21 protein-coding genes are annotated in these 26,122 nt (G+C 48.3%); 11 read left to right on the top strand and 10 right to left on the bottom strand.

From position 1 onward, the window contains the following. The first annotated feature begins 5 nt into the window (after positions 1-5). A complete protein-coding gene (locus tag BLU30_RS10065; protein WP_090246033.1) occupies positions 6-842 on the top strand; it encodes an MBL fold metallo-hydrolase in 837 nt (278 codons plus the stop codon). A gap of 49 nt (positions 843-891) precedes the next feature. On the opposite strand, the gene BLU30_RS10060 is transcribed toward BLU30_RS10065, so the two are convergent. From BLU30_RS10060 to BLU30_RS10020, 9 genes are all read right to left on the bottom strand, one after another. Continuing rightward, positions 892-2,001: a hypothetical protein gene (locus BLU30_RS10060; RefSeq protein ID WP_090246032.1), complete on the bottom strand. Its 1,110-nt coding sequence runs from the start codon at positions 1,999-2,001 to the stop codon at positions 892-894. Between the two features lie 195 nt (positions 2,002-2,196). Continuing rightward, entirely contained in the window at positions 2,197-3,402 is a 1,206-nt protein-coding gene (locus BLU30_RS10055) for an iron-containing alcohol dehydrogenase (RefSeq protein ID WP_090246030.1), read from the bottom strand. Between the two features lie 280 nt (positions 3,403-3,682). Continuing rightward, positions 3,683-4,333: an SGNH/GDSL hydrolase family protein gene (locus tag BLU30_RS10050; protein WP_090246028.1), complete on the bottom strand. Its 651-nt coding sequence runs from the start codon at positions 4,331-4,333 to the stop codon at positions 3,683-3,685. Between the two features lie 64 nt (positions 4,334-4,397). Then, positions 4,398-5,888, bottom strand: coding sequence for a glycerol kinase GlpK (gene glpK / locus BLU30_RS10045; protein ID WP_090246026.1), 1,491 nt, complete (start codon positions 5,886-5,888; stop codon positions 4,398-4,400). Positions 5,889-5,915: 27 nt separating this feature from the next. Further along, a complete protein-coding gene (locus BLU30_RS10040) occupies positions 5,916-7,466 on the bottom strand; it encodes an amidohydrolase (protein ID WP_090246024.1) in 1,551 nt (516 codons plus the stop codon). 150 nt (positions 7,467-7,616) lie between these two features. Continuing rightward, complete coding sequence (locus BLU30_RS10035; RefSeq protein WP_090246022.1) at positions 7,617-8,282, bottom strand: Yip1 family protein; 666 nt, start codon at positions 8,280-8,282, stop codon at positions 7,617-7,619. Between the two features lie 56 nt (positions 8,283-8,338). After that, positions 8,339-9,628, bottom strand: coding sequence for an ABC transporter permease (locus BLU30_RS10030; protein WP_090246020.1), 1,290 nt, complete (start codon positions 9,626-9,628; stop codon positions 8,339-8,341). 8 nt (positions 9,629-9,636) lie between these two features. After that, positions 9,637-10,548: a COG1361 family protein gene (locus BLU30_RS10025; RefSeq protein ID WP_090246019.1), complete on the bottom strand. Its 912-nt coding sequence runs from the start codon at positions 10,546-10,548 to the stop codon at positions 9,637-9,639. A gap of 21 nt (positions 10,549-10,569) precedes the next feature. Beyond that, positions 10,570-11,250: an ABC transporter ATP-binding protein gene (locus BLU30_RS10020; protein ID WP_090246017.1), complete on the bottom strand. Its 681-nt coding sequence runs from the start codon at positions 11,248-11,250 to the stop codon at positions 10,570-10,572. A 230-nt stretch (positions 11,251-11,480) separates the two neighbouring features. On the opposite strand from BLU30_RS10020, the gene BLU30_RS10015 reads away from it, so the two are divergent. Further along, positions 11,481-12,962, top strand: a complete 1,482-nt coding sequence (locus BLU30_RS10015) for a Mur ligase family protein (RefSeq protein WP_090246015.1) — start codon at positions 11,481-11,483, stop codon at positions 12,960-12,962. A gap of 34 nt (positions 12,963-12,996) precedes the next feature. Further along, a complete protein-coding gene (gene ectB, locus BLU30_RS10010) occupies positions 12,997-14,241 on the top strand; it encodes a diaminobutyrate--2-oxoglutarate transaminase (RefSeq protein WP_090246013.1) in 1,245 nt (414 codons plus the stop codon). A 72-nt stretch (positions 14,242-14,313) separates the two neighbouring features. Here the strand turns inward: ectB and BLU30_RS10005 are convergent, their stop codons facing one another. Next, entirely contained in the window at positions 14,314-14,655 is a 342-nt protein-coding gene (locus tag BLU30_RS10005; protein ID WP_090246011.1) for a cupin domain-containing protein, read from the bottom strand. A 187-nt stretch (positions 14,656-14,842) separates the two neighbouring features. On the opposite strand from BLU30_RS10005, the gene BLU30_RS10000 reads away from it, so the two are divergent. From BLU30_RS10000 to BLU30_RS09965, 8 genes are all read left to right on the top strand, one after another. Next, on the top strand, positions 14,843-16,114 hold the full coding sequence (locus tag BLU30_RS10000) for an adenylosuccinate synthase (protein ID WP_090246010.1): 1,272 nt from the start codon (positions 14,843-14,845) through the stop codon (positions 16,112-16,114). A 97-nt stretch (positions 16,115-16,211) separates the two neighbouring features. After that, positions 16,212-17,330 carry a glutamine-hydrolyzing carbamoyl-phosphate synthase small subunit gene (gene carA / locus BLU30_RS09995; protein WP_090246008.1) on the top strand — a complete coding sequence of 373 codons (1,119 nt, stop codon included), beginning with the start codon at positions 16,212-16,214 and terminating at the stop codon, positions 17,328-17,330. Further along, positions 17,321-20,521: a carbamoyl-phosphate synthase large subunit gene (gene carB / locus BLU30_RS09990; protein ID WP_090246006.1), complete on the top strand. Its 3,201-nt coding sequence runs from the start codon at positions 17,321-17,323 to the stop codon at positions 20,519-20,521. Before carA ends, carB begins: the two co-directional genes overlap by 10 nt. Before the next feature lie 123 nt (positions 20,522-20,644). Next, positions 20,645-21,121, top strand: a complete 477-nt coding sequence (gene greA, locus BLU30_RS09985) for a transcription elongation factor GreA (protein ID WP_090246004.1) — start codon at positions 20,645-20,647, stop codon at positions 21,119-21,121. Between the two features lie 9 nt (positions 21,122-21,130). Continuing rightward, positions 21,131-22,603, top strand: coding sequence for a lysine--tRNA ligase (lysS, locus tag BLU30_RS09980; RefSeq protein WP_090246002.1), 1,473 nt, complete (start codon positions 21,131-21,133; stop codon positions 22,601-22,603). Between the two features lie 318 nt (positions 22,604-22,921). Then, the gene (locus BLU30_RS09975) at positions 22,922-23,347 is read left to right on the top strand and encodes an NfeD family protein (RefSeq protein WP_176770898.1); all 426 of its coding nucleotides are present in this window, start codon (positions 22,922-22,924) and stop codon (positions 23,345-23,347) included. A gap of 4 nt (positions 23,348-23,351) precedes the next feature. Then, positions 23,352-24,299, top strand: coding sequence for an SPFH domain-containing protein (locus tag BLU30_RS09970; RefSeq protein WP_090245998.1), 948 nt, complete (start codon positions 23,352-23,354; stop codon positions 24,297-24,299). 271 nt (positions 24,300-24,570) lie between these two features. Continuing rightward, positions 24,571-25,647, top strand: a complete 1,077-nt coding sequence (locus BLU30_RS09965; protein ID WP_090245995.1) for an N-acetyltransferase DgcN family protein — start codon at positions 24,571-24,573, stop codon at positions 25,645-25,647. Positions 25,648-26,122: the final 475 nt, after the last annotated feature.

The raw sequence follows: 26,122 nt of genomic DNA, 5'->3' as shown, positions 1-26,122 counted from the left end.
ACAAAATGGAGATTATCACACTCATTGAAAATCATCCTGGAAGGGATAAACGCCTGGCTTTTGAGCATGGCTTCTCCCTGTATATTGATATAGGGACCTCGAAAATTCTCTTTGATACGGGGCAATCCGGGGATTTTGTGGAAAATGCCTGGTATTTGGGGGTGGATTTGTCCCAGTTAACCCATATTGTTTTAAGTCATGGCCATTATGATCATAGCGGGGGGCTGATGCCCCTTTTAAAGGCCGTGGATATCACCGCACCCCTTTATTATGGCAAGGGTTATTTCAATGGAAAATACCATGGAAAGCTGGATGAGGACGGTCTGGCTGGAAATCCCCGGTTTATTGGAAATGGCTTTACCAAAGAGCAGCTTATGTCAGCCGGGGCAACCTTGGTGGAGGTGGATGCTCCGGTGAGGACCATTGCCCCTAATCTTTATCTTTTTCAGCATTTTCCGCTGGTTCAGGGGTACGAGCCTCTGGACCAGGGGTTTCGGCTGGAGGACGGCAGTGTGGATTCCTTTGGGGATGAAATTGCCCTGGGCATTGGGACTCCCAGCGGACTGATTCTGATTTCAGGATGCGCCCATCGGGGAATTGTCAATATGGTTTCGGCGGCTATGGCAGCGGTGGAGATGCCTCTCAGGGGAATAATCGGGGGAACCCATCTCATCCATTGCAGCCCGGATCGCCTGGATGCTACCATCACAGCGCTTTCTGCATTACACCCCCAGTTCATGGCCGTTTCCCATTGCACGGGAGATGATAACCTGGAGCGGCTGCGCACCGCCTTTGGGGAGTCCTTTATTATGAATGTCACTGGGAATCGGATGCGCTTATAGGGCAATAAAAAAGCGGGGCAGTCCAATAAGGATTTGCCCCGCTTTGGATTTACGCGGTAATTTCCACCCGGGTTAAACACAAATGGCGGATTTCAGACATGAATTGATAGGCCTTGCCCATATCCCTCAGGGAAAGGGCGAACACCTGTTTAAAGGCACTTTCTTCCAGACCATTGGCGTATTCCTGGTACAGAGCGTTGATGGTAGCCGCTTCCCGGGGGGCCAGCTCGCCTTTAAAGCATAAAGGGGTCTGGTTTGACTCGTGGTAGTGCACCGGGGTGCTGTCATCGGAAAGCAGCTCGAAAAGCTTGAGGTAATTGGCACCAAAGTAGGGGTTGCCGGGAAAGGCCCCCAGGGTCTCTGGTGTACCGTCAAAATATCGGGCCAGGCTTTCTACTACGGCTAAGTCTTCCTGGAAGGAATGGGAATAATTCAGCCATCGGCCCTGGCAGGCCTTGATACAGGCATAATGGACGAAGTGAAAAAACTCATGGCGCACCACATCCACGGCATCGGCGCCGTAGGTCAGCAGGGCATCGCTGTAAATCTCGATGGTTGAATATTCTTCCTGAACCAGCTCCTGGGGGAGAAAATTACCCAGGATGGAGGGGGGAAGTACAAAGATTCGATCTAAAATCAAGAGGATGGAAAGCAATGCCTTGAATAAAGCCCTGCCTGGGTTTTGCTTTAAATGGGCGGCCTGCTCCAGACTAAAATAGTGGCTGAATTCTGTGCGGATCCGGGTGACGGTAGCAGGACAGACATCACCCTGTAAATCCCTAAGAATCTGTTCCAGGGCATTGGGCAGCGCTTCCCAGAAAGGGTAATCCGGAAGATGGCGGTTTTTACTTAAAATTGTTGTGATTTGCTGGCAGGCTGAGTCTATCGCCTCCAGATATTCGGTATTGACCTTATCCTGAAGGGGGATGAAGTCCATCCGGCGATATCCGGGAATGAGGACGAAACGTACCTGGCAGCTGCCAAGGGTAATGGTATCCTCATTAAAGGTGATGGCAGACATCTCGGCAGGGAGGGCTTCTCCCAGACGATTGACGAGCATGGGAAAAATGGCGCTGGTTAACCAGTGCTCAAAATGGGTATTAAAATCCTGGGCGACCCGATGGGGAACAGCAGGGTCGATGATGAGATAGTTTTTCATGGCTTTTCTCCACTTTATAATTATTTTTATTATATCATGGAATCATGGCAATAGAAAGGGTTCAGAGTCGCCCTCTTCGGACATTATTTAGCCACGAAAAAAAGGATGTCCATGGCCTTAGCAATTGCTTCGATGGGCATTAAAAAAAATCATCCAATGACAGTCAGTCCATTGGATGATTTTTAAATGGTATCTCTAATCGGTTAAAAGCTTTCCAAGAATTTCCACGCATTGGTTGTAATTCATAATCCGGGGAACCGGATAGGTCGGGTTGGCTTCAGCCAGGATATGCTTGGCTAAATCCGGCACATCCTCCACCTTCAGGGCGTCAATGCTTCCAGGGATGCCCATATGAATGTTCATTTGGCGAATCTTATCGATGAGAAGCTCAGCAAGTTCAGAATCACTGAGGCTGGCATCGCCTAAACCAGCGGCATAGGCCAGCTCCGCCAGTTTGGCAGAAGCTTTTTCTTTAGAGAAATGAAGAACATGGGGCAGAACTGTGGCACAGAGCTGTCCATGGGGTAAGCCGTAGGCCCCGCCTAAAGCATGGGCGATGGCATGGGTATAGCCAATGTAAGCCCGGGTGAAGGCCAGGCCGGCATTGTGGGATGCCACCAGCAGGTTTTGGCGCAGGTCAATATTATGACCATCATCATAAGTCGCCTCTAAATCCTCCAGGATAATTTTAACGGCAGAGATGGCTTTTTCTTTAACATAGGGGGTATCGTACCAGCCAATATAAGCCTCAATGGCATGGGTGAGGGCGTCCATTCCGCCTTCAGCGGTTAACTGGGGAGAAAGGGCTAAGGTGAGCTCGGCGTCCAGCACAGTGGCCAGGGGAATCAGCTTGGTATCGGCAATACTGACTTTATCATGGGTTTGGGCATTGGTAATGACGGCAGCAATGGAGGCTTCACTGCCAGAGCCTGCTGTGGTGGGAATGGCAAAGAAGGGGGGGAGTTTATGGCGCAGCTTAAACAGTCCCTTCATCCGTTCGATGGGGATGTCATTGGTGACCTTTGCAGCAGTAATTTTAGCACAATCTAAAGCGGAACCACCCCCAAAACCGACAATACCATCACAGCCATCGTGGTAGTATTGGGAAAGGGCAGCGGCGATTTCTTCCAGGGTCGGGTCCGGGCCCCGGTCGGTAAAGAGTGAAAAGTGAATACCCTGGGCAAGAAGTCCATCGAGGAAATCATCCAGGACGCCAGCGTCCACCAGGTGCTTTCCACTAATGATGAGCACATTGGATACACCAGTGGTCATCATGACTTCAGGAAAACGACGCACCATACCCGGTCCTATCAAAGCAGGAGGCTCTGGAATTTTAATACTGCCGAGGGCTGTCCGGGTGATAAGATGGTTCGTGCGATATGCGATATCGTGGAATTTCATGGTTGCCTCCTAAATCTTTTTCATCTTATTGTAATTATAACATGAAATATGAAAAAGAAAAGAATAGCGGCGGGAATTAAGGATTTCTAATACTTGTAAAACCCCTTGAATCCGAGCGGTCTAAGGGGCCTTGGCAGTTACTTCCTTATGAGGGAAATAGGGGCTAAAGATGGAATGAATCCCCTTCTCTAATTTTTTATTTGATAAGACTTTAAGAATGTGATGGTTGTATGATATTTGATGAAATTAAAAAAACCGCACGGGGCGGTTTTTTAATTCATTATCCTAAAATTCGTTTGATTTCAGCTGCCAGGGCTTCACCTAAAATCCGGTGCTGATCATCCTGGAGGTGGAGGCCGTCTTCTTCACTGCTGTGGACGACGACATCGGCATCAAAGTACTCGACACCGTAGGTGGCGGCAACGCCTTCGTAGAAGGTTCCCAGGTGCTTGGATTTTTCAACATTGCCTTCAAACATATATTTAAACACACCATTTTCAATGGGACCCAGGGCTGGTGGTCCAATGAGGAGGACCTTGGGGCCGCCAGCACCGTAGGCGCCAGCCTGATGCAGGGCCTTATCCACCAGGATACCCACACCATTGGCAATATCCTGGGCACTGACCGTATAACGGACCTTCAAATCATTGGTCCCAACGAAGATAATGACCAAATCCAGTGGTGCAGCGATGTCCATGGCAGGCACAATCTGGTCCTTGCCACAGCGGTATTCTTCAATGGGGTCGTCCCACACTGTGGTGCGTCCATTGAGTCCCTGGTTAATGATGTTGTAGCCATCCCCCAAAAGGGTCTGGGCCACACCGGTCCAACGGACATCATCATCCCAGCGGGTAATGGGGTCCACCAGGTTATTTGCGGGGTTCCAGCCCCAGGTGTTGGAATCGCCAAATACGAGTATGTTCTTTTTCATCATAATCCCCCTGATTATTCTTCAATTGAAATCTGACCAACGTGCTTACTCTTTTATATGATGTCTACCGCTTGAGCCAGCCCTTGGCGTGGTCAATGGCGGCATTCCATCCAGCAATTAATTCTTCCCGCTTTGCTTCAGAAATTCGGGGTTCAAAGCGTTTTTCAACCTTCCAGAATTGGGATAGAGATGCCACACTGTCCCAATATCCAACGGCCAGGCCAGCCAAATAGACCGCCCCTAAGCAGGTGGTTTCAGTGATAACCGGGCGTTCCACCGGAACACCGAGAATATCCGCCTGGAACTGAAGCATAAAGTCACTTTTAGCGCCGCCACCATCGGCTCGGAGCTTGGCCAGCTTCATTCCGGATTTCTTTTCCATAACCTTAAAGGCATCCCGGACCTGGAAGGCCATGGATTCCAGGGCTGCCCGGGCGATGTGGGCCTTGGTGGTCCCCCGGGTAATGCCGAAGATGGTTCCCCGGGCGTAGCTATCGTAGTAGGGGGCGCCCAAACCCACAAAGGCAGGAATAAAGTACACACCCATGCTGTCCTCAACGGTGAGGGCCAGCTTTTCAGCATCGCCACTTTCTTCGATGATGCCCAGACCATCCCGGAGCCATTGAATCACCGCGCCAGAGACATCGGCCATACCCTCCAGGCCATAATCGGTTTTGCCATCAATGGTCCACAGAACCGGGGAGAACACCCCATCAGAAGGGGGGACGTACTGGCCACCGGTGTTCATCACGATAAAGGAACCGGTGCCATAGGTGTTTTTAGCCGTGCCGGGTTCCATACAACCCTGGCCAAAGGCAGCAGACTGCTGATCGCCGCAGATACCGGCGATGGGGACGCTGGCACCAAAGAAGGCTTCTGGGGTGGTATGGGCGTAAATTTCACTGGAGCCACAAATTTTAGGGAGGATTTCCCGGGGAATGTTGAGGAGTTCCAGAGTTTTTTCATCATAATCCAGGCTTCTGGCGTTTTGAAGCAGGGTGACGGAGTTATTGGAGTGGTCCGTTACATGGGCCGCACCGCCGGATAACTTCCAAATCAGCCAGGTGTCCATGGTGCCGTAAATCAAACGATTCTCGGCTACACCCTGGCGGACGATTTCGTCATGATCCAGGAACCACCGAATTTTTGTGGCGGCATCATTGGGGACGATGATCATCCCGGTGCGTTCCACCAGATCAGGACCATCCGTGGCTTCCAATTCTTCACAAATGGGCAGTGTCCGGCGGTCCTGCCACACCATGGCACGACAGGCGGGCTTTCCCGTATCTTTATCCCAGAAAACCGTGGTTTCCCGCTGATTGGTGATGCCGATGGCGGCAATGGCCGCGGCCGTAATGCCCGCTTCGGCCAGGGCTTTTTTCATCATGGCCTGGGTGGTTTCCCAAATTTCTTCGGCGTCGTGCTCCACCCAGCCGTCCTTGGGGAAATACTGGGTGAATTCGCTGTAAGCCTGGGCCACAATGTTGACGTCAGCGTCGAAGATCATTGCCCGGGTTCCGGTGGTTCCCTGATCGATTCCCATAATATACTTCATAAAATTATCCTCCTCTGGATATGTTCTCTACTGCTGAAGCGATTTATGATAAACCACCGTCCCCCTGACGATGGTGGCTTCAACCTGGATATCCCCAATGGATTGGGGTAAAACGGAAAGTGGATCGTCGGAAAGGATGGTGATATCCCCTAGCTTTCCAGGTTTTAGTGAGCCCTTGCAATCCTCCTCAAAGGCGGCGTAGGCGGCATTGGTAGTAAACATGGCCAGGGCTTCCTGGGGGGTCAGAGCGTTCTGGGCGTAGGGTGGATTGACGGCGGCGTGAATCCCTAAAATTGGATCGATGGGAGTAACGCTGGAATCAGAGCCACCACAGAGCATCAGGCCGGCATCGGTGTAACGCCGCAGACTGTAGGCCTGTTCCTCTCGTTCGTCACCGGTACGGAGATTGTACACACTGCCAGGACCGCCCCGAAGGTAGCTAAAGGAGGGCTGGGTGGAAATAATGGCCCCTAAGCGTTTGGCCCTGAGAATATCCCGGTCATCGGGAAATCCAAAATGCTCGATGCGGTAGCGATGGTCTGCCACGGGATTTTTTTCCAGGGCGTATTCCAAAGCATCCAATGCCATACGGATGCCGCATGGTCCAATGGCATGGAAGCCACTTTGGAGCCCCTTTGAAAAAGCACTTTCCACTAAATGGTTGACATCCTCCTGTTTAAAATAGAGGATACCGCAGGTGTTGGGATCATCGGCATAGGGGGTATCAAAGGCAGCCGTTCGGGAGCCGATGGATCCGTCCAGCAGGATATCGGTTCCCATACGGGGATAACCGGCCTCTTCAATGATGGATAAGTCCGGGGTATCCCAATACATCAGGATATCCAGGGGCAGCTCCCCTTGAAGCTGGTTAAAAACGGGGATATCGGCATCGGAGAAGAGCGTCCCTCCCTCCATGGCGTGGATGGTGGTCACTCCCTTGGAAACCGCAAGGTTCGAAACGTATTGAATGGCGGCAATCCGCTGTTCGTCGGACATTTTATCATTATAATAGGTCTTGGCAACACCATTGGCTTCACCGTGGACCCGGCCCGTTGGACGCCCGGAAACATCCCAAAGGATGCCGTCTTCATCCTGAAAGCCAATGGCCTGAAAAGCTTTGGTGTTAAGTTGGGTATAATGGAGGCCTCGGTCCACCAAAAAGACACCGCGATTTGGCATGACCGTATCAATTTCTGTGGCGGTAGGGGCACGCTTTTCCTCCAATCGGGATTCATCCAGACGGGTACCATAAATCCATCCATGGGGCTGATCCTGTGCGGCCTGGAGGATTAAATCTAAAACACCGCGAATATTACCGGCATCGTACAAGTCTACTCCAGTAGCTCCAATCCCGGTACCCATGACGTGGACATGACAATCATGGAGGCCTGGAACGGCGCAACGTCCAGCCAGATCTAGCTGTTCAATTCCCTTTTCCGCCGCCTGGGTGATGATGGTTTGGTCATCCCCCAGTAAGGTGATGATTCCCTCTTCCACTAAAATGGCAGAAGCCTCAGGGTTATGGGGTTCCATCGTGATGATCTTGCCCCCCACCAGGGCAATGCTTCCCTTTTTCATAAATCCACCTTCCTTATAAAAAAATCCGCAAAATACAAGGGACTTAAAGCTTCACTTACCTTATATTTTACGGATTTTATCGTTTAATACTGTTTTCTTTTCATGAGTTAATTATACATGGATTTGATACCGTTGTCAATGCGGAGCTTTTTATTGTCCGCTATTGACGGAGTTCATCACTGAAGCTGTGGAGCTGGCAGACATGAGTCCGGTGACAAGGTTGAAAATAGCCACAATGACTTCCAGGGCAATAATGGGGATGGCGGCTTTTTTATAGCTGAGGCGATGGAGCTTTGCCATGGCGATGATGGTCAGGAAAAGCTGGTAGATGATAAAGAGATTAATGCTTCCGGCCAGGTAGGATACCACATTGAATCCGCCACTTAAATTAAGGCTGACATGACCGGTCAGGGCAATAATGGTATTTAAAATAGCGGGAATCATTAAGGGGAAGGAGCAAATCCCTGTAAAAAACAGGGTGTCGTTCAGCTTGGCTTCGTCGCCTTCACCAGACATTTTTTTCAGGATGCCCTGATAGATAAGTCCTTTGATGAGCCAGGCCAGAAGTAAGCCAATGGGGCCGCCGATGATACCAGTGATCATGGCGATGGTTTTGACCATACCGGCTTGATCTTCAGTGAGCATACCGGAGAAGGCACTCACGGCCCCGCCGGCTGAAAGGCCGCCGATGATACCGGTGAGCACGAGGATGAGGATGGGAATCCAGATGGGGCGTTTCTCCCAGGTCTGGGCTTCTTCAAAAAAGGTGACGGGGTGGCGGATAATTTGATAAATGTGCTTAAATAAGTTTTTCATTGAAGGTTCCTTTTTATTTTAAGTATGATGTTGGTTTTACAAAATTGGACTCAGCGTCATTCAGTCCGTATGGCATCCAGGGAGCTGAGGTTGGCGGCTTTGATGGCCGGGCGGACACCGGCAATCATTCCGACGATGGCGGAGAAGATCAGGGCGAAGGCCACCAGGCCCAGGGAGATGATGGAGACTTTCTGATCAGCGCCGCTCATGAGGCTTGCGATTCCGTTAATGGCGAAGGATACCAGATAGGAGAAGAGTATCCCCACAATCCCCCCCAATAAGCCGATCATAGTGGATTCCACCACAAACATATTGCGGATATCGGTGACGGATGCCCCGATAACCTTCATAATGCCGATTTCCTTGGTTCGCTCGTAGATGGACATGGTCATCGTATTGACAATACCGATACAGGCAACCAAGAGGGCGACGGCACCAATGCCCCCAAGAAGCATTTGGAGGGAGGTGAAAACCGACTCCATGGAATCGAGCATCTGCTTCATGGAAAAGGCCTGGAAGCCCATGTCTGTAATGGCTTGGGTGACGCTGTTGACGGAGTCCGTATCGGCGGCGGTGACCATGGCCTGGGAATAGCCGTCCCGTTTGGTGTTGATGGTCACATCACCAGCAGACCATTCGCTGAGCTCCAGGGCTTTTTTGAGATTCATAATGATGTAATAATCATCCATACCCCCTGTAGAGGAGAGGACACCGACTACCCGGAACTTATAACTGTTTTTTTCCTCATTGCCGTCTTTATCCTTTCGGCTGATGGTAAAGGTGAGATTATTACCGACTAAATCTTCGCTGTTGATGAGTTTGTCCATGGAAGCACTGGTTCCGCTGCTGTCCATGGAAATCTCTGTAAAGACTTCAGGGCCGATGACAATGGCGTTTTCCTCGGATTGGCGGGGAAGTCGTCCAGCCGATACGGAATACCCCAAGGCAGAAAGGTCATCATATTCCATCCCCCGGCCGGTCACGGTGAATTCTTCACGGTTGACCTTGGTGGTCATTGACGGTGCGGACTGAATGGGAGAAACGGCCTTTACACCATCCAGTCGTTTGAATTCTTTGATGGCATTATCATTGAGCTTTTCGGATTTTGCCGAAGAGACGCCCATGCCCTGGGTCATGCTGTCCGCATTGGGAGAAACGGTAATGGACGTTACGGATGCTGTGCTGGATAAGGTCCCGATGATGCTTTGTTGGGCACCGTTTCCAATGGAAACCATGATGATGATGGATGCCGTTCCAATGACCACACCGATAATGGTGAGGATGGTCCGGAATTTCATGCGCCACAGGTTTTCCCAGCATAGGATGATGAGTTCCTGTTTATTCATGGCAAGGCCTATACGGTAATGCCAAAGAGTACCTTTGCAATACCGGTTAAGATATTGAGGCCAGTCGATCCCGTATCGTTTGTGCCGCTGCCTGCCTTGTTGGTGCTGGTGGCGTTATCAGGCACTGTGACCTTTACAGTTTTGGTAATCTTTCGTTCATTATTGAAGCTATCCACGTATCGCAGTTCTGCTGTGAGATCATAATTACCAGGAGTATCTGCTGTTACGGTGGTGGTAAAAGTGTCGGTATCATCTTTTTCAAAAGTTCCATAATAGGTGGAGCTATCTTTTATGTTCAGGCCGCTGCCAGACAGCTGGAGCTGTACGCCACGGACGGCATTGGTCCCGAGATTAGCTACTTCCATCGAAAGATTACCCTTGGAGCTATCCTTGCTGTCTGTGGCTGTCGTTGCAGTGCTATTCTCAGAGGAAACGGTCAATTCGCTGGGGGCCACCAGTGACATGGAGGTGCTTTCATTGACAAAAAGACCGATGGTTTCAGGATAGCTGTAGCTGTTGCCGTCACCATCCACCGTGTCAATTTGGATGTTGAGGTTGTAGTTTTTAGCAGTTGCAACCGGGGAGACCGCCATGTGCAGGGTGGCACTGGTGGCACCAAAGCTGTCCACTTGGCCAACATAGACATGGTTACCACTGCCTGACATGGAAAAAACATCCAGATCGCTTGTTTTGGAGCCTGAGATATTGAGCACCGAAATATTGGTGTTGTAGGCATTGTAATTTCCGTTATTGACGATGGTTAAAAAGACATCAAAGTTGTCCCCAGGGGAGACGGCTTCAGGGTAGGTGCTCACTGAGGTGATTTGGAGCAGGGGCTGATCCGGCGCAGCCGCTACAGGTGCGGTGAAAAAGCAAGCGGTCATAGCGACAATCGTCAGGATAGAGAGTAATTTCTTCATTGGTTTCCTTCTTTCTTAGGTCTATTCTAAATATTCAATGATACCGTCTTTCATGTGGACGATTTTGGAACAATACTGGGCAGCATCAGGGTCATGGGTGACAATGACAAAGGTTTGATTGGCTTCTTCATTCAGGCGGGTAATCATATCCATAATGTCGGTACTCGTTTTGGAATCCAGATTTCCGGTGGGTTCGTCCGCTAAAATGATTTCCGGATGATTGACCAATGCCCGGGCGATGCTCACCCGCTGCTGTTGTCCTCCGGAAAGCTCGCTGGGTTTATGGTCGATACGGTCAGCCAAGCCAACGATTTCCAGTACTTCAAGTGCCCGCTCCCGGCGTTCCTTCCGGGGGACCCCGGCAAAGGTGAGGGAGAGGGCTACATTATCAGCGGCCGTCATACTGGATATGAGATTATAGCTTTGAAAGATAAAGCCTAAATGGGCCCGCCTGAAAAGGCATAGCTCGTTTTCGGTCATGGTCCCCAGCTCATGGTCACGGATTTTAACCGATCCAGAGGTGGCGGGAAGCAAACCACCAAGAATATTGAGAAAGGTTGATTTTCCCGAACCCGATGGGCCTAATAAGGCGACCATTTCACCCTGGGGTATGTCGATGTTAATCCCCTTGAGAATGGGGATTTCCTCTTTTCCCAGCTGAAAACTCTTTCGTAAATCGCGAATGCTTATGAATTCTGACATATTTTTCTCCTTGTGTTGAGAATATCTTATCCTTTAATAATATAAAGTACAAGGATATTTTAGAAAAGTGAAAGCGTAAAAATATAAATTTTAAGGATGTAAAGATTCATTGTCATGAAAAATTTACAATTTAGACACGGCAAGATTTTGCTTTTGAAAAAACTTTGTGATATATTAATACAGGTAAAATTTTATGGATATATTTGATGAGTAAAATTTAGGAGGGAAGTATGGAATTCAAGATCACTGGACAGACCATCATTGACATTCTGAAAGCGAATGATCTTTTTATCAGCTGTGATTCAGATTTCGGTGGTAAAATTTTTCAGTCGATTACCTTTAATTCGAAGGACGCCCAATCGGGCACCCTCTTCATTTGTAAAGGCATGGGCTTCAAAAAGGAATATCTGGAGGATGCCATCACCCATGGAGCGGAGGGTTTCCTGGCGGAAGAACCAATGTCTGTTTCTATTCCTGGTGTTATTACCGGCAATGTCCGCCGGGCAATGGCCCTGGTGGCTAAGGCATTTTACGGCTATCAGCCAGGGGATTTTAATCTTTTCGGTGTGACGGGAACAAAGGGAAAAAGCACCACCGTCTATTATCTTAAGAATATTTTAGAATACGCCACGGGGAAAAAACCAGCATTTTTGACCACCGTGGATATCTTTGATGGGGTGGAATTTGCAGAAGCAACCTTGACCACGCCGGAGGCTCCTACAACTTATGCGTATTTCGCCAAGGCCGTGGCCAACGGCTGTGATAATGTGGTGATGGAGCTATCCAGCCAGGCGGATAAAATGGAGCGGCTGGTGGGGATGGCGTATCAGTATGGTATTTATATCAACATTTCTGATGATCATATTGCCCCCAATGAGCACAAGGATTTTGAAGAATATCTGGGCTGTAAGATGAACATCGTCGCCCGGTATCAAAAAGCGGTTATCAATTTAGATGATGCCCATAGCGACTGTGCCCTTAAAGCGGCCGCTGGGGCTGAGCGGGTGCTGACCTATTCCGTCCATGAGGATACCGGGGCAGATGTGTATGCCAAGGATATTCGCCGGGATGGACATAAGACCCGGTTTACAGCCGTTACTCCGGATTGGGAATATCCCATGGAGATCATCATTCCCGGGGTGTTCAATGTAGGCAATGCCCTCGGAGCTACTGCGGTGGCCTATATGATGGGTCTGGAACCGGAAAAAATTGCCAATGCCGTTGCGGTGACCCAGGTGGATGGACGCATGAATATTTACGAAAAGGATGGCTATATCGCCATTGTGGATTATGCCCATAACCAGGCAAGTATTCATGCCGCCTACGAGGCTTTGCGGGACTATTATCCTGACCGTAAAATTCAGGTGGTATTTGGCTGCCCGGGATGTAAGGCATTCCAGCGGCGCCGGGACATGGCTGAGGAAAGTGCTGCTTTCTGTGATTATATTTATATCACGGCAGAAGATCCCTCCTACAAGGATCCGATGGAGGTCTCCAAAGAAATCGAAGAATATGCAGTGGCGGCTGGTGGCCGATGTGAGATTATTATCGATCGAAAGGAAGCCATCAAAACCGCTATTTCGCGGCTTAAAAAGGATGAAATCCTGATTATTGCTGGAAAGGGATCTGAGCATTACCAGGTAGTAAATGGTATCGCTGAGCCCTATGAAGGGGATACCGTTTTAGCCAAGCGGTATATCGCCCAAAAATAAAGATTACCCGTTGCCGGGAGAAAGAAGAGTTAGAATGACGATTTTTGAAAAACGTGAAAGTCAGGTCCGTTCCTATTGCCGGAATTTCCCAAGTGTTTTCGCAAAAGCTCGGGGGGCTGAACAATATAACAAAGCAGGCGAACGCTATATCGATTTTTTTGCAGGTGCAGGTGCGTTAAATTACGGTCATAACAATCCCTATATTAAAGAAAAAGTGATGGATTATCTGGCAGAGGATAATGTCATCCATGCCCTGGATTTTTTCACAGAGGCCAAGGAAGAATTTCTGAAGACCTTTGATGAAAAAATCTTAACCCCTAAGGGAATGGATTATAAAGTGATGTTCTGTGGACCTACGGGAGCGAATTCGGTGGAATCTGCCATTAAACTGGCCCGTAAAAATACCGGACGACTGAATATCATGGCCTTCCACGGAGCTTTTCACGGCATGTCAGAAGGGGCCCTAAGTGTGACAGGCGCATCTCATTGTCGGGAGAATGTAGCCCATGCCCTGACCCATACGACCTTTATGCCCTATGGTTTTGAGGAAAAATTTGATACCCTGGGTTATCTTCGTGACGTTCTTTCCGATCCCTCTTCAGGGATTGAAAAGCCGGCAGCCATCATCCTGGAAACGGTTCAGGCAGAAGGGGGCGTTTGTCCGGCACCCATTGAGTGGCTCCAGGGACTGCGTGCTATTTGTGATGAGTTTGGTATTATCATGATTGTTGACGATATCCAGGTGGGATGCGGCCGTGCCGGTGGTGGATTCTTCTCCTTCGAGCAGGCGGGTATCCAGCCGGATATGGTCACCTTGTCCAAATCCATCTCGGGATTTGGCGTGCCAATGGCGCTGCTTTTAGTGAAGCCAGAGCTGGATATTTACCATCCAGGTGAACATAACGGAACTTACCGTGGTTTCCAGCTTTCCTTTGTTGGGGCCAAGGCTGGTATTGAATATTTCTGTGAGCATGATATTCCAGCACAGGTTGAAAAGAAGCATCGGATGATTGCCGATTATGTGGCGAAGGAAATTTTGCCGTTGGATCCCAGCTTTAGTGCCCGGGGCCGGGGCCTTATTTATGGGGTTAATGTACAGGATGGTGACTTTGCAAAAGCCATTGGAGACCAGTGCTTTAAAAATGGCCTCATTCTTGAACGGGCAGGACGAAAGGATGAGATCTTAAAGATTATGCCCCCTTTGGTCATTGAAGAGGATGTTCTTCTGGAAGGCCTGGGTATCTTAAAGAAATCCATCCAGGAAGTTATGAAAGGATAAGGAATATCAATGAAGCCACGGTTTCACCCAATGGGATGAATGCCGTGGCTTTTGTGCGGATGATGGAAAGGATTAATCGTTGGCGATTTTATCGGCATGATCCAAATAAGGATTGGTGACGACGATAAAACGTGCGGGGATATCTCCGGCGTTGGAAAGGCTATGGACCTCACCGGAATCCAGGTGGATAAAGTCTCCTGGACCATAAATACGGGGATTGCCATCGATGGTGATGGTCACTTGACCGTCTAAGATATAGAAGTTTTCTTCCATAACGCCATGGTGATGGGGTGAAACCTGATCACCAGGACGCAGGCGGACGATACCAAAATTACTTTTAGGGCCCATCATTAAATATTTGGGGCCGTGGTCACCGTGGCGGTAGTCGTGCTCTGTTTCATGGGTATAATACATTTGAATGTTTCCTTTTTTTGAGTATTATATCATGGGAAAATGGGATGGGAAAGGCACTTCTGCAAAATTAGAAAACATTTTCATTCGGTACAGGCTATCGGAGTGGGACCTGGATATGATATAATAACTCCGGTTAAAACAGATAACAATACCAAGAGCTTTCAGCCCTTGGGAAAGGATTTTAATAATGTCGATTACTGTATTAGTAGGTGCCCAATGGGGCGACGAAGGCAAAGGAAAGATCATTGATTATTTATCAGAGAAGCAGGACCTCATTGTCCGCTTTCAGGGAGGCGATAATGCAGGACACACCGTCATTAACGATTATGGTGTGTTCAAGCTTCATCTGATTCCCAGTGGGATTTTCAATAAAAATGGTGAAAGCCTCATTGGTACCGGCACTGTGGTCAACCCCGATGTTCTGGAGGAAGAAATTGCCCAGATTGAAGGTGCTGGTGTGGATATGAGCGGCCTTAAGATTTCAGGAAAGGCGCACATTCTCATGCCCTATCATCAGAAGCTGGATGAGCTGATGGAAGCTAAGGGCGGCATTGGCACGACCAAACGTGGGATTGGGGTGGCTTATTCCTATAAGGCGCTGCGGAAAAATCTTCGGATGGAAGATCTGCTGGATCTTGAGCGTACCCGGGAAAAGCTTTCGAATATTGTCGATGTCATCAATAATCAGATGGAGGCCTATGGTGCACCGACCTACAGTCTGGATGAGTTAATGGATAAATGTGCAGTCTGGGCCAAGCGTTTTGGACATATGATCGTAGAACCCATCAGCTATTTGCACCATTATATCGATGCTGGAAAGAATATTTTGTTTGAAGGTCAGTTGGCCGCCATGAAGGATATTGATCTGGGGATTTATCCCTATGTTACTTCTTCCAACCCCATTGCCGGGTATGCCGCTGTTTCCGGAGGATTTTCCCCCAAGAAAATTGACCGCATCATCGGGGTGGCCAAAGCCTTCTCAAGTGCGGTTGGGGCGGGTCCCTTCCCCACCGAGGACCCTGACGATCCTCAAATTGCGATTATCCGTGGCGATGGCTCTAAGGCAGATGATGAATTCGGTGCCCGTACCGGTCGTTCCCGTCGCTTAGGCTGGTTAGATATTCCGATTCTAAAATACACCACTTTAATCAATGGCTTTGATACCATTGCTTTATGTAAAATTGACAAGCTGGATGATTTGGATGAAATCAAGGTTGGCGTGGGATACGAGCTGGATGGTAAGGTTTTGGATCGTTTTCCAAATACCGATGAATTGTTTCGGGTAAAACCGATTTATGAAACCCTGCCAGGTTGGAAAACATCAACCCGGGATATCCGGAAAATTGCTGAACTTCCAGAAAATGCACAGAATTATATCCGGTTTATAGAAGAACGGGTTGGTGCCCCCATCGATTTCGTTGGGGTTGGCCCAGACCGTGAAGAATTAGCAACACGATAGATTTTGCCCTCCCTGACCAAGGGAGGGATTTTTAGAGTATTAGAAGTAGCATTAATCGTCGGGAATAGAGAGCTTATAAAAGAAAAGAGAGGTCAAAATGTCATATTTCAAACGGGATAAACGCGCGTATATCCTGCTGGCGGATGGCACCGTGTACGAAGGTTATAGCTTCGGCTGTGAAGGAACGACCATCGGAGAAATTGTGTTTACCACCGGGATGACCGGTTATCAAGAAGTTTTAACAGACCCATCCTATTATGGACAAATCGTCTTACAGACCTACCCCTTAATTGGGAATTATGGGGTAAACAATGACGATATGGAGAGTGAAAAGAGCTGGGTCAATGGGTATATTGTTAAGGAATGGTGTGAAGAACCCTCCAACTTCCGGACGACGGATACCATCAACGATTTCCTTGTCGCCCAGGGCAAGATTGGGATCTGGGATATCGACACCCGGGCCCTGACCCGGAGAATTCGGGTCCATGGGACCATGAATGGCTGTATCACCACCGAGGATGTTTATGCTAAAAAGGATGAACTTCTGGAGCAGATTAAGGCTTATCGGGTGGTCAATCCCGTTCAAATCGTCACCAGCCAGAAGAAGGGGTGGTACTATTCCCGGGAAAACCGGGCCAACCATGTGGCGCTGATGGATTATGGCTATAAGCACAATATTCTTCGAATGCTCCTCCAAAATGGCTGCAATGTGACGGTAATGCCAGCCAATGCAACCTTAGAGGATATTCGCCGTTTGAATCCCGATGGCATTATGCTTTCCAATGGACCGGGGGACCCGGCTGAAAATGTAGAAATCATCAAAAACATCAAAGATTTCATCAGCTATGGCAAACCGATTTTCGGTATTTGCCTGGGCCATCAGCTTTTGGCGTTGGCCATGGGAGCCAAGACCCGAAAAATGCGTTTTGGACACCGGGGAATGAATCAGCCGGTAAAGGACTTAACCCGGGATCGGGTGTATATTACCAGCCAGAACCATGGCTATGCCGTTATTTCTGAGAGTGTTCCCAAGGACGTCGGAGAGGTCACTCATGTTAATATGAATGATGATTCCTGTGAGGGGATCGCTTACAAGGGCATTCACGCCTTCACCGTTCAGTTCCACCCGGAAGCCAGCGCGGGCCCCAACGACACGGGGTATTTGTTTGAAAAATTCACAGATATGATGGAAAGGGGACAACAGGGATGCCTTTAAGAAGTGATTTGAAACGAGTGCTCGTCATCGGCAGTGGTCCCATTGTTATCGGACAGGCTGCAGAATTTGATTATGCTGGGACCCAGGCTTGTAAGGCCCTACAGCAGGTTGGTTTAGAGGTTATTCTCATTAACTCCAACCCGGCAACCATTATGACCGATAAGGCCATGGCTGATAAAATTTATATCGAGCCCCTGACCCTGGATGTGGTTAAGCGCATCATTCTGGAAGAAAAACCCGACGGTATTCTTTCCACCCTTGGAGGACAGACCGGTCTGAATCTTTCCATGGAATTGGCCAAAGAAGGATTTTTAGAGGAGCATGGTGTGCTCCTTTTGGGCGCAAATGTTGAAACCATCGATAAAGCCGAGGATCGACAGTCCTTTAAGGATACCATGCGGGAGATTGGAGAACCCACCATTCCCTCCAAGGTGGTGGAATCCGTGGACGATGCCCTGGAATTTGCCCATAGCATCGGCTATCCTGTGATTGTACGTCCGGCTTTCACCCTTGGAGGAACCGGCGGCGGGATTGCAGACAACGCAGAAGAACTCCACGATATCGCCACCCGTGGCCTGCGGCTATCTCCCATTCATCAGATTTTAGTTGAACGGGGTATTGCCGGATGGAAGGAAATCGAATTTGAAGTTATGCGGGACAGCAAGGGGAATGTCATTACGGTTTGTTCCATGGAAAACTTTGACCCTGTGGGGATCCACACAGGAGATTCCATTGTGGTGGCGCCCTGTCAGACCCTATCGGATAAGGAATATCAGATGCTGCGGACGTCAGCTTTGAAGATTATCTCGGCTCTGGGGGTAGAAGGGGGCTGTAACTGCCAGTTTGCCCTGGACCCAGAAAACTTCAACTACGCAGTCATCGAGGTTAATCCCCGGGTATCCAGGTCCTCTGCTCTGGCTTCCAAAGCGACGGGCTATCCCATTGCCAAAATGGCTGCCCTTATTGCGGTTGGTTTCTCTCTGGATGAGATCGTTAATGATATTACAGGAAAGACAACGGCTTGCTTTGAACCGGTGATTGACTATATTGTGGTGAAATTCCCACGCTGGCCCTTTGACAAATTTGTCTATGCCAAGCGGACCCTGGGGACCCAGATGAAGGCCACCGGGGAAATTATGTCCATTGGGAATTCCTTCGAACACGCCATGATGAAGGCGGTGCGTTCCATTGAGCTGGGCTTTGACACCCTGTCTGTTGAGAAATATCGGGAAGCATCCGATGAAGAAATTACAGAAGCTCTGGGGCGGAAGGATGATGAACGCTGCTTTGTGGTCTATGAAGCCCTGTACCGGGGCGTCTCCCTGGAGGAAATCTGGGAGATTACCCAGATTGATATGTGGTTCTTAGATAAGCTGCGCCACTTGGCCGTGATGGAACGGGATTTACAGGAAAAAGGTCTCTGTGACGACCGCGGGGAAGAACGTCTGGCCGTGGCCAGGGAGCTTGGCTTTATGGATTCTACTATCGAGCGCCTCACCGGGGAATCTGTCGAGCGGAAGTACGCTTCCTTCAAAATGGTGGATACCTGCGCTGGTGAATTTGAGGCGGCAACCCCTTACTTCTACTCAACGATGGATGCAGAGAATGAAGCTGAGGAGTTCCTGGAAGCGCACCATACCGGGAAAAAACGGATCATCGTCTTTGGCTCGGGCCCCATTCGCATTGGCCAGGGTATTGAGTTTGATTATTGCTGTGTGCACTGCGCCTGGGCTTTGAAGGAAATGGGTTACGAAGCCATTATCATCAATAACAATCCGGAAACCGTGTCCACGGACTTTGATACCTCGGATCGCTTGTATTTTGAACCACTGACCGCTGAGGATGTCCGTGCCGTGGTGGAAACCGAAAAGCCTGACGGTGCCATCGTCCAGTTTGGGGGCCAAACGGCCATTAAGCTGACCCAGCATCTGGACGAAATTGCGGTACCGATTTTAGGGACTGATCCCGAATATATCGATGCGGCAGAGGACCGGGAACGTTTTGATGCGGTATTGGAGGAATGTGGCATTCCAAGACCTCAGGGTGATACGGTATATACCACCGAGGATGCCCTTAAGGTAGCTCAAAACCTGGGCTATCCTGTTTTACTGCGTCCCTCCTATGTGTTAGGTGGGCAAAATATGATTATTGCCTACTCCGACGAGGATGTGGAAGAATATATGGGGATCATTACCGAGCATGAGATTAAAAATCCGGTGCTGGTGGATAAATACCTCCAGGGAACAGAAGTTGAGGTCGATGCGATCTGTGATGGAACAGATTTCCTCATCCCCGGTATTATGGAGCATATCGAAAAGGCTGGGGTTCACTCTGGAGACTCGATCTCGGTTTACCCACCCCAAACCTTATCCCAGAAGGTTCAGGATACCATTATTGACTATACCGGGAAGCTGGCCAAGGCCCTCCGTGTTATTGGCCTGGTCAATATCCAGTATGTGGTCATGGAGGGACAGGTTTATGTCATTGAGGTAAACCCCCGATCATCCCGGACGGTGCCGTATATTTCCAAAGTAACGGATATTCCCATGGTGGATATGGCCACTAAGATTATGTTTGGTGAAACCCTCAAGGGCATGGGCTACACTCCGGGACTGCATCCGGTGAAGGATCACGTTGCCGTTAAGGTTCCAGTGTTCTCCTTCTCCAAGTTGGCGGATGTGGATACCCAATTGGGACCAGAAATGAAATCCACTGGTGAAGTCCTCGGAGTGGCCACTAACTTTGCCGATGCCGTCTATAAAGGGCTTGTCGCGTCGGGGAATCAAATGGATCGTAAGGGTGGGGTACTGCTCACCGTACGGAACCGGGATAAGGAAGAAGCCGTGGATATCGGACGTCGCTTCCACGATTTAGGGTTTAAAATCCATGCCACTGTCGGGACGGCTAAGGTACTGCGGGAAAATGGCATTCCGGTCAACGTGGTGCGTCGCCTCAGTGAAGCCAAGCCCAACATCGGGGATCTCCTGGAACAGCGGGAGGTTAATTATGTTATCAATACCTCCAGTAAGGGTCGTCAGCCTGGAATGGATGAAGTTAAGATGCGCCGTAAGGCGGTGGAAAGCTCCATTTGCTTATTGACTTCCTTGGATACGGTGCGGGCACTGCTGGGCTGCCTGGAATCGGATAAAACCATGGCAGACATCCCCTTGGTGGATATTAATACCATTTAATGGCGGGATGGTTGACTTGACAATGGGTCCCAAAAACCATATAATGTAAAACTGTATAAAAAGACTTATACCGGGGCGGCCTAATCAGGTGGCCCCGGTCATTAAATTAAAGGGGAAAACGCAATGAGTAATACAGAATTGATCATGACCCAGGAGGGTCTTGATAAATTAAATGAGCGTCTGGAATATTTAAAAACCGTTAAGCGATATGAGGTCGCTGCCCGGATTAAAACGGCTCGTGAATACGGGGATCTGAGTGAAAATGCCGAATATGATGAAGCCAAAAGTGAACAGGGATTCGTGGAAGGTGAAATCAGCGAGCTGGAAGCTAAGATTAAAAAAGTCAAGGTCATTAATGATACGGAAATCCATACCGAGGATGTTGGTGTCGGGAGCTACGTCAAAGTCCACGATATTGAATTTGATGAAGAGGTTGAATACCAGATTGTGGGTTCGGCAGAATCGGATATTGCTAAAAATAAATTATCGAATGAATCCCCTGTTGGGAAAGGTCTGATTGGTGCCAAGGTGGGGGAAGTTGTCACCATTGCAGTACCAGCTGGTGAAGCGCGTTTTGAAATTTTGGATATCCATAGATAGGAGATTAAATTGGCAGAAGAAAATTTAAGTGAAGTGCTGGCAGTCCGCCGGGAAAAACTTTCGGATTTACAGGAAGCTGGTCAGAATCCCTTTGAAATAACACGGTACGATGTGGATGCTTATGCTAAGGATATTAATGAAGACTATGAAGCCTATGAGGAAAAGCCTGTCTCCATGGCGGGGCGCATCATGTCTAAACGCGGACAGGGTAAGGTCGGATTTTATGATATGCAGGACAGCACCGGACGTATTCAGCTATTCCTTAAGAAGGATCTGCTGGAAAATTACGATGAGATCAAGAAAACAGATATTGGCGATATCGTTGGCGTTAAGGGTGAAGTTTTTAAAACCAAAATGGGACAGATCTCTATCCGCGTAAAGTCCTTTGTGCTCTTATCCAAATCCCTTCAGATTCTTCCAGAAAAATTCCATGGCTTAAAGGATACGGAAATTCGTTATCGCCAGCGCTACGTGGATTTGATTGTGAATCCCGAAGTGCGGGACGTCTTTATCGTCCGTTCTAAAATCATTCGGAAAATTCGGGAATTTTTAGATAATCGCGGATTTTTAGAAGTAGAGACCCCCGTTTTAAATAACCTGGCAGGAGGGGCCAATGCCCGTCCCTTCGTTACCCATCACAACACTCTGGATATTGATATGTACATGCGCATTGCCCTGGAGCTCCCGCTAAAGCGTTTGATTGTCGGTGGGTTTGATAAGGTTTATGAACTGAGCCGGGTTTTCCGGAATGAAGGAATGGATGCCACCCATAATCCGGAATTCACCCTCCTTGAAACCTATGAAGCCTATGCGGATTTCAACGATGTTATGGATATGGTGGAAGCGCTGTATAACTATTTGGCAGAAGAAATTAACAATGGCCCCACCGTGGAATACGAAGGCTATCAGATTAAGCTGGGAGAACCCTTCCGTCGTGCCCGAATGGTGGATCTGGTCACCGAACATACTGGTGTGAACTTTGATGTCATCACTGATGTGGAAGTTGCCCGTGCCGAAGCCGAAAAGCTGCACGTGGACGTGGAAGACCTCCACAGCGTTGGGGAAATCATGGCAGAGGTCTTTGATGAATACTGCGAAGATAAGCTGATCCAGCCCACCTTTGTCACCATGCATCCCGTGGAAATCTCCCCTCTGTCTAAAAAAGAACCCACTGATCCCCGGTATACCCAGCGTTTTGAGCTGTACATCAACGGAGCAGAGTGTGCCAACGCCTTTTCCGAGCTCAACGACCCCATTGATCAAAAGGAACGTTTTGAAGCTCAAGTGGCTAAAAAGGCAGATGGCGACGATGAGGCCCATCCCTACGATGCCGACTTCATCAATGCCCTGGAAGTCGGTCTCCCCCCCACCGGCGGCCTCGGCATCGGCATCGACCGCCTCGTCATGCTCTTCACCGGCCAACACAGCATCCGAGACGTCATCCTCTTCCCGGCTATGAAGCCGAATCCACTTTCAGAATAAAATTCTGAAAGTGGCAGCAAGCTAGGTAATGAGCGTAAGCGAGTGGCTTGCGGTAATGAGGCAAATGCCGCTTTTGCTGCTTTTCCTCCGAAAGGAGGAGGAAGAAAAGCAGAAAAAGCGGTAAAGCCGAGAGGGATCCACTTTCAGAATAAAATTCTGAAAGTGGCAGCAAGCCATCAATAATTTATTCTATTAAAACAGAGAGATCGTACACGATGCGGTCTCTTTTTTTAATGCGACCCCTTAAGCCTTCCTGAATCAACTGGGCTTCCCAATGGGGATAGGATATAATGATAAAAAATGGGAAAGGAGTGTCACATGATCATTTGGCTTATTATCTTTATTGTATTTTTAGTGGCGGAAATGGTCACTGCAGGAGCCATGGTTTCCTTATGGTTCTGTATCGGAGCTTTGGCGGCCCTTGGAATGAGTGCCTTAGGCTACAGTCTTTTATGGCAAATTGTAACCTTTGTCGTCATTTCGCTGGTTTCCTTATTTCTATTCAAGATGTTTGCGGGCAAACGGAGTGCAAAGCCAGTCCAGAGCTTTACAGCCTCTAAGGCCATCGGGCAAAAGGGAATCGTGACAGAAGCCATTGACAATACCACCAGTCAAGGCCAGGTGAAAGTTGAAGGTGCGCTGTGGAGCGCCCGGAGTGAAGATGGCCGACCCATTGCAGAGAACACTGTCGTAATTGTACAGCGATTGGATGGCATAAAAGCCATTGTCAAAAGAAAGGAGTAGTAAAATGTTTTTTATGATATTTCTGTTTATCCTCATCATTGCCTTAGTGGTGTTACTCATTGTTAATGTCAAAATTGTACCGCAATCCTATGCCTATGTAATCGAGCGGATTGGCCAATATCATGCGACCTGGGAAAGTGGCTTTCATATTGCCATTCCGATTTTAGACCGGATTTCCAAGAAAATCAGCTTGAAAGAGCAGGTCATTGATTTTCCGCCCCAGCCAGTTATAACCCAGGATAATGTTACCATGAGCATCGATACTGTCGTGTATTTGTATATTATTGAACCGAAGGCCTATGTCTATGGGGTGGAAAATCCCCACATGGCCATTGAAAATCTAACGGCCACCACCCTGCGAAATATTATTGGGGATATGGAACTGGATCAGACACTCACCAGCCGGGATGTGATTAACTCAAAAATGCGGGCGATCTTAGACGAAGCGACGGACCCCTGGGGAATCAAAATCAATCGCGTGGAGCTTAAAAACATCATGCCTCCCAAGGAAATCCAGGATTCCATGGAACGCCAAATGAAGGCCGAGCGGGAACGTCGTGAAGCGATTCTCCGGGCTGAAGGTGAGAAGAAGAGCTCTGTGCTACTGGCTGAAGGCCGCAAGGAGGCTCTAATCCTAGATGCCCAGGCAGAAAAAGAAGCGGCGATTCTGAGAGGTGAGGCTGTAAAAGAAACCCGTGTGCGTGAGGCCGAGGGTGAGGCCCAGGCCATCTTAACGGTTAAGAAGGCCGAAGCCCAAGGGATTTCCTATATTAACGCTGCCAAGCCCACTGAAAATGTTTTGATACTGAAGGGGTATGAGGCACTAGAGAAGGTCGCTGATGGTCGGGCAACCAAGCTGATTATTCCATCTGAAATACAAAATATGGCAGCATTGCTGGCATCCGCCAAAGCAGTTGTTGAAGAGGATCCCTCTCCATCAGAAAATAAATAAGCAGAGGTGTTTTACATCCTTTTAAAGGCACACAGCGGTACCAAACGAATCACCGCTGTGCGCCTTTTTCATTCGAATAAATTAGTGGTCATTGAAAAAAGTGTGCATAATCCGGGGAAACTGTGACCAAAATTGACAGTGGGGATTATCCGTGATAGACTGATTTAAAAGAACAGAAAAGAACATCCTTTATTTCACAGCCTTTTAGAAATTTAACGGACTGCTCGATAGAGTGCCTGTTTTTATTTTGTTATGAAAGGTTGTGTTGTTTATGTTAGGAAAAGCACTGGTCTATTGTGAGGGGCATTTTGGTGATTCCGATGGAAAAACGGCCAACGGACTCATTCGCCACTCAAAAAAATATCAAATCTCAGGTGTCATTGATAGTACTGAAGAGGGTCAGGATGCAGGGATGGTTTTAAACCATCAAAAAAATGGTGTGCCCATATTCAGAGATATGGCGGATGCTTTAGTCCATCTGGGTAAGGTACCAAAATACTTTATCTTCGGCATTGCGCCCAACGAGGCATTCCTCTCGACGGCAGAACGGTTAATTATTTTAAAGGCGATGTCCCTGGGAATGAATATCGTCATTGGGCTTCAGGAGTTCTTATCCGAGGATCCAGAATTTATCAAACAGGCAAAAGAGAGTAATGTGAAAATTATAGATATCCGAAAGCCCTTGGCCAAGCGGTATTTGCATCTCTTTACCGGTGAGATTTTAAAACTTAATATCCCAAGGGTGGCGATATTTGGCACGGACTGTGCCATTGGAAAACGAACTACTGCCATACAATTAGTGGATAAGCTCAAAGATAAAGGGTTGAAGGTTGCATTTATCGGAACCGGACAAACATCTATCATCCAGGGAGAGCCCTACGGTGTGGCTATGGATGCGATCCCTTCAGAATATATGGCTGGGGAGTTTGAAAATGCCTGTATGGATGCCTATATCCACGAAAAGCCAGATATCATGATTTATGAAGGACAGAGTTCCCTTAGTCATGAAGCCTTTGTCAGTTGTTGTGCCATTATTCGGGGCGGACGTCCCAATGCTTTTATTCTCCAACATGCACCGAAGCGTCGCGTGCGTCTTGACTTTCCCAATTTAAAAATGCCCACACCTAGTAGTGAAATTTCACTTATCGAGAGTTTTTCGAAGGCCAATGTTATTGCCCTCACCATCAACCACGAAGGAATGACTAATAAAGATATAGAGACGACCATTGTTAAATACGAAGAAAAGCTGCATATTCCAGCAGTTGATGTTTTAGTCTCTGGATGTGACAAGCTGGCCGCTGCTATTTTTAAGCAATTTCCAGATTTGCATAGTCGAATAAGGGTATAAATCCACCATTTATTAAAAGAATGCAAAATAGTCCTTGACAAAAGCCCCGAGACAGCATATACTAAATAAGCTGTCTCGGAAGGGACGGGGGCAAAACGAAAAAGCTGTAAAATTACTAAAAAAAGTACTTGACAAAGCGGATGCGGTTTGCTAAAATAAATAAGCTGTCTCGAGAGAGACACACCAAATCCATCCCATTGAAAAACATTTATAAAAAGTGCTTGACAATGAAAGTGCGGTTTGGTAAAATAAATAAGCTGTCTAAAGCAAACGACTTCAGGATTGAGAAAATTTAAAAAACTTTCAAAATTTACTTGACAGAAATAAATGCTTCTGCTATAATAAAGAAGTTGTCAATTGCGACAGCGAGGTCATAGAAAAGAGAATAGTACCATAAAACCTGGATAAAACCAAAGATTCCGAAGCAGAGCGATCTGCTGGAGAAAAGAAGAGGTTGGACTCTTCTATAAAAAAA

It is taken from the genome of Eubacterium barkeri (assembly GCF_900107125.1).
Classification (GTDB): Bacteria; Bacillota; Clostridia; order Eubacteriales; family Eubacteriaceae; genus Eubacterium_O; species Eubacterium_O barkeri.
Note: the sequence above shows the minus strand (reverse complement) of the source record. Positions and strands in the feature narration are given on the sequence as shown.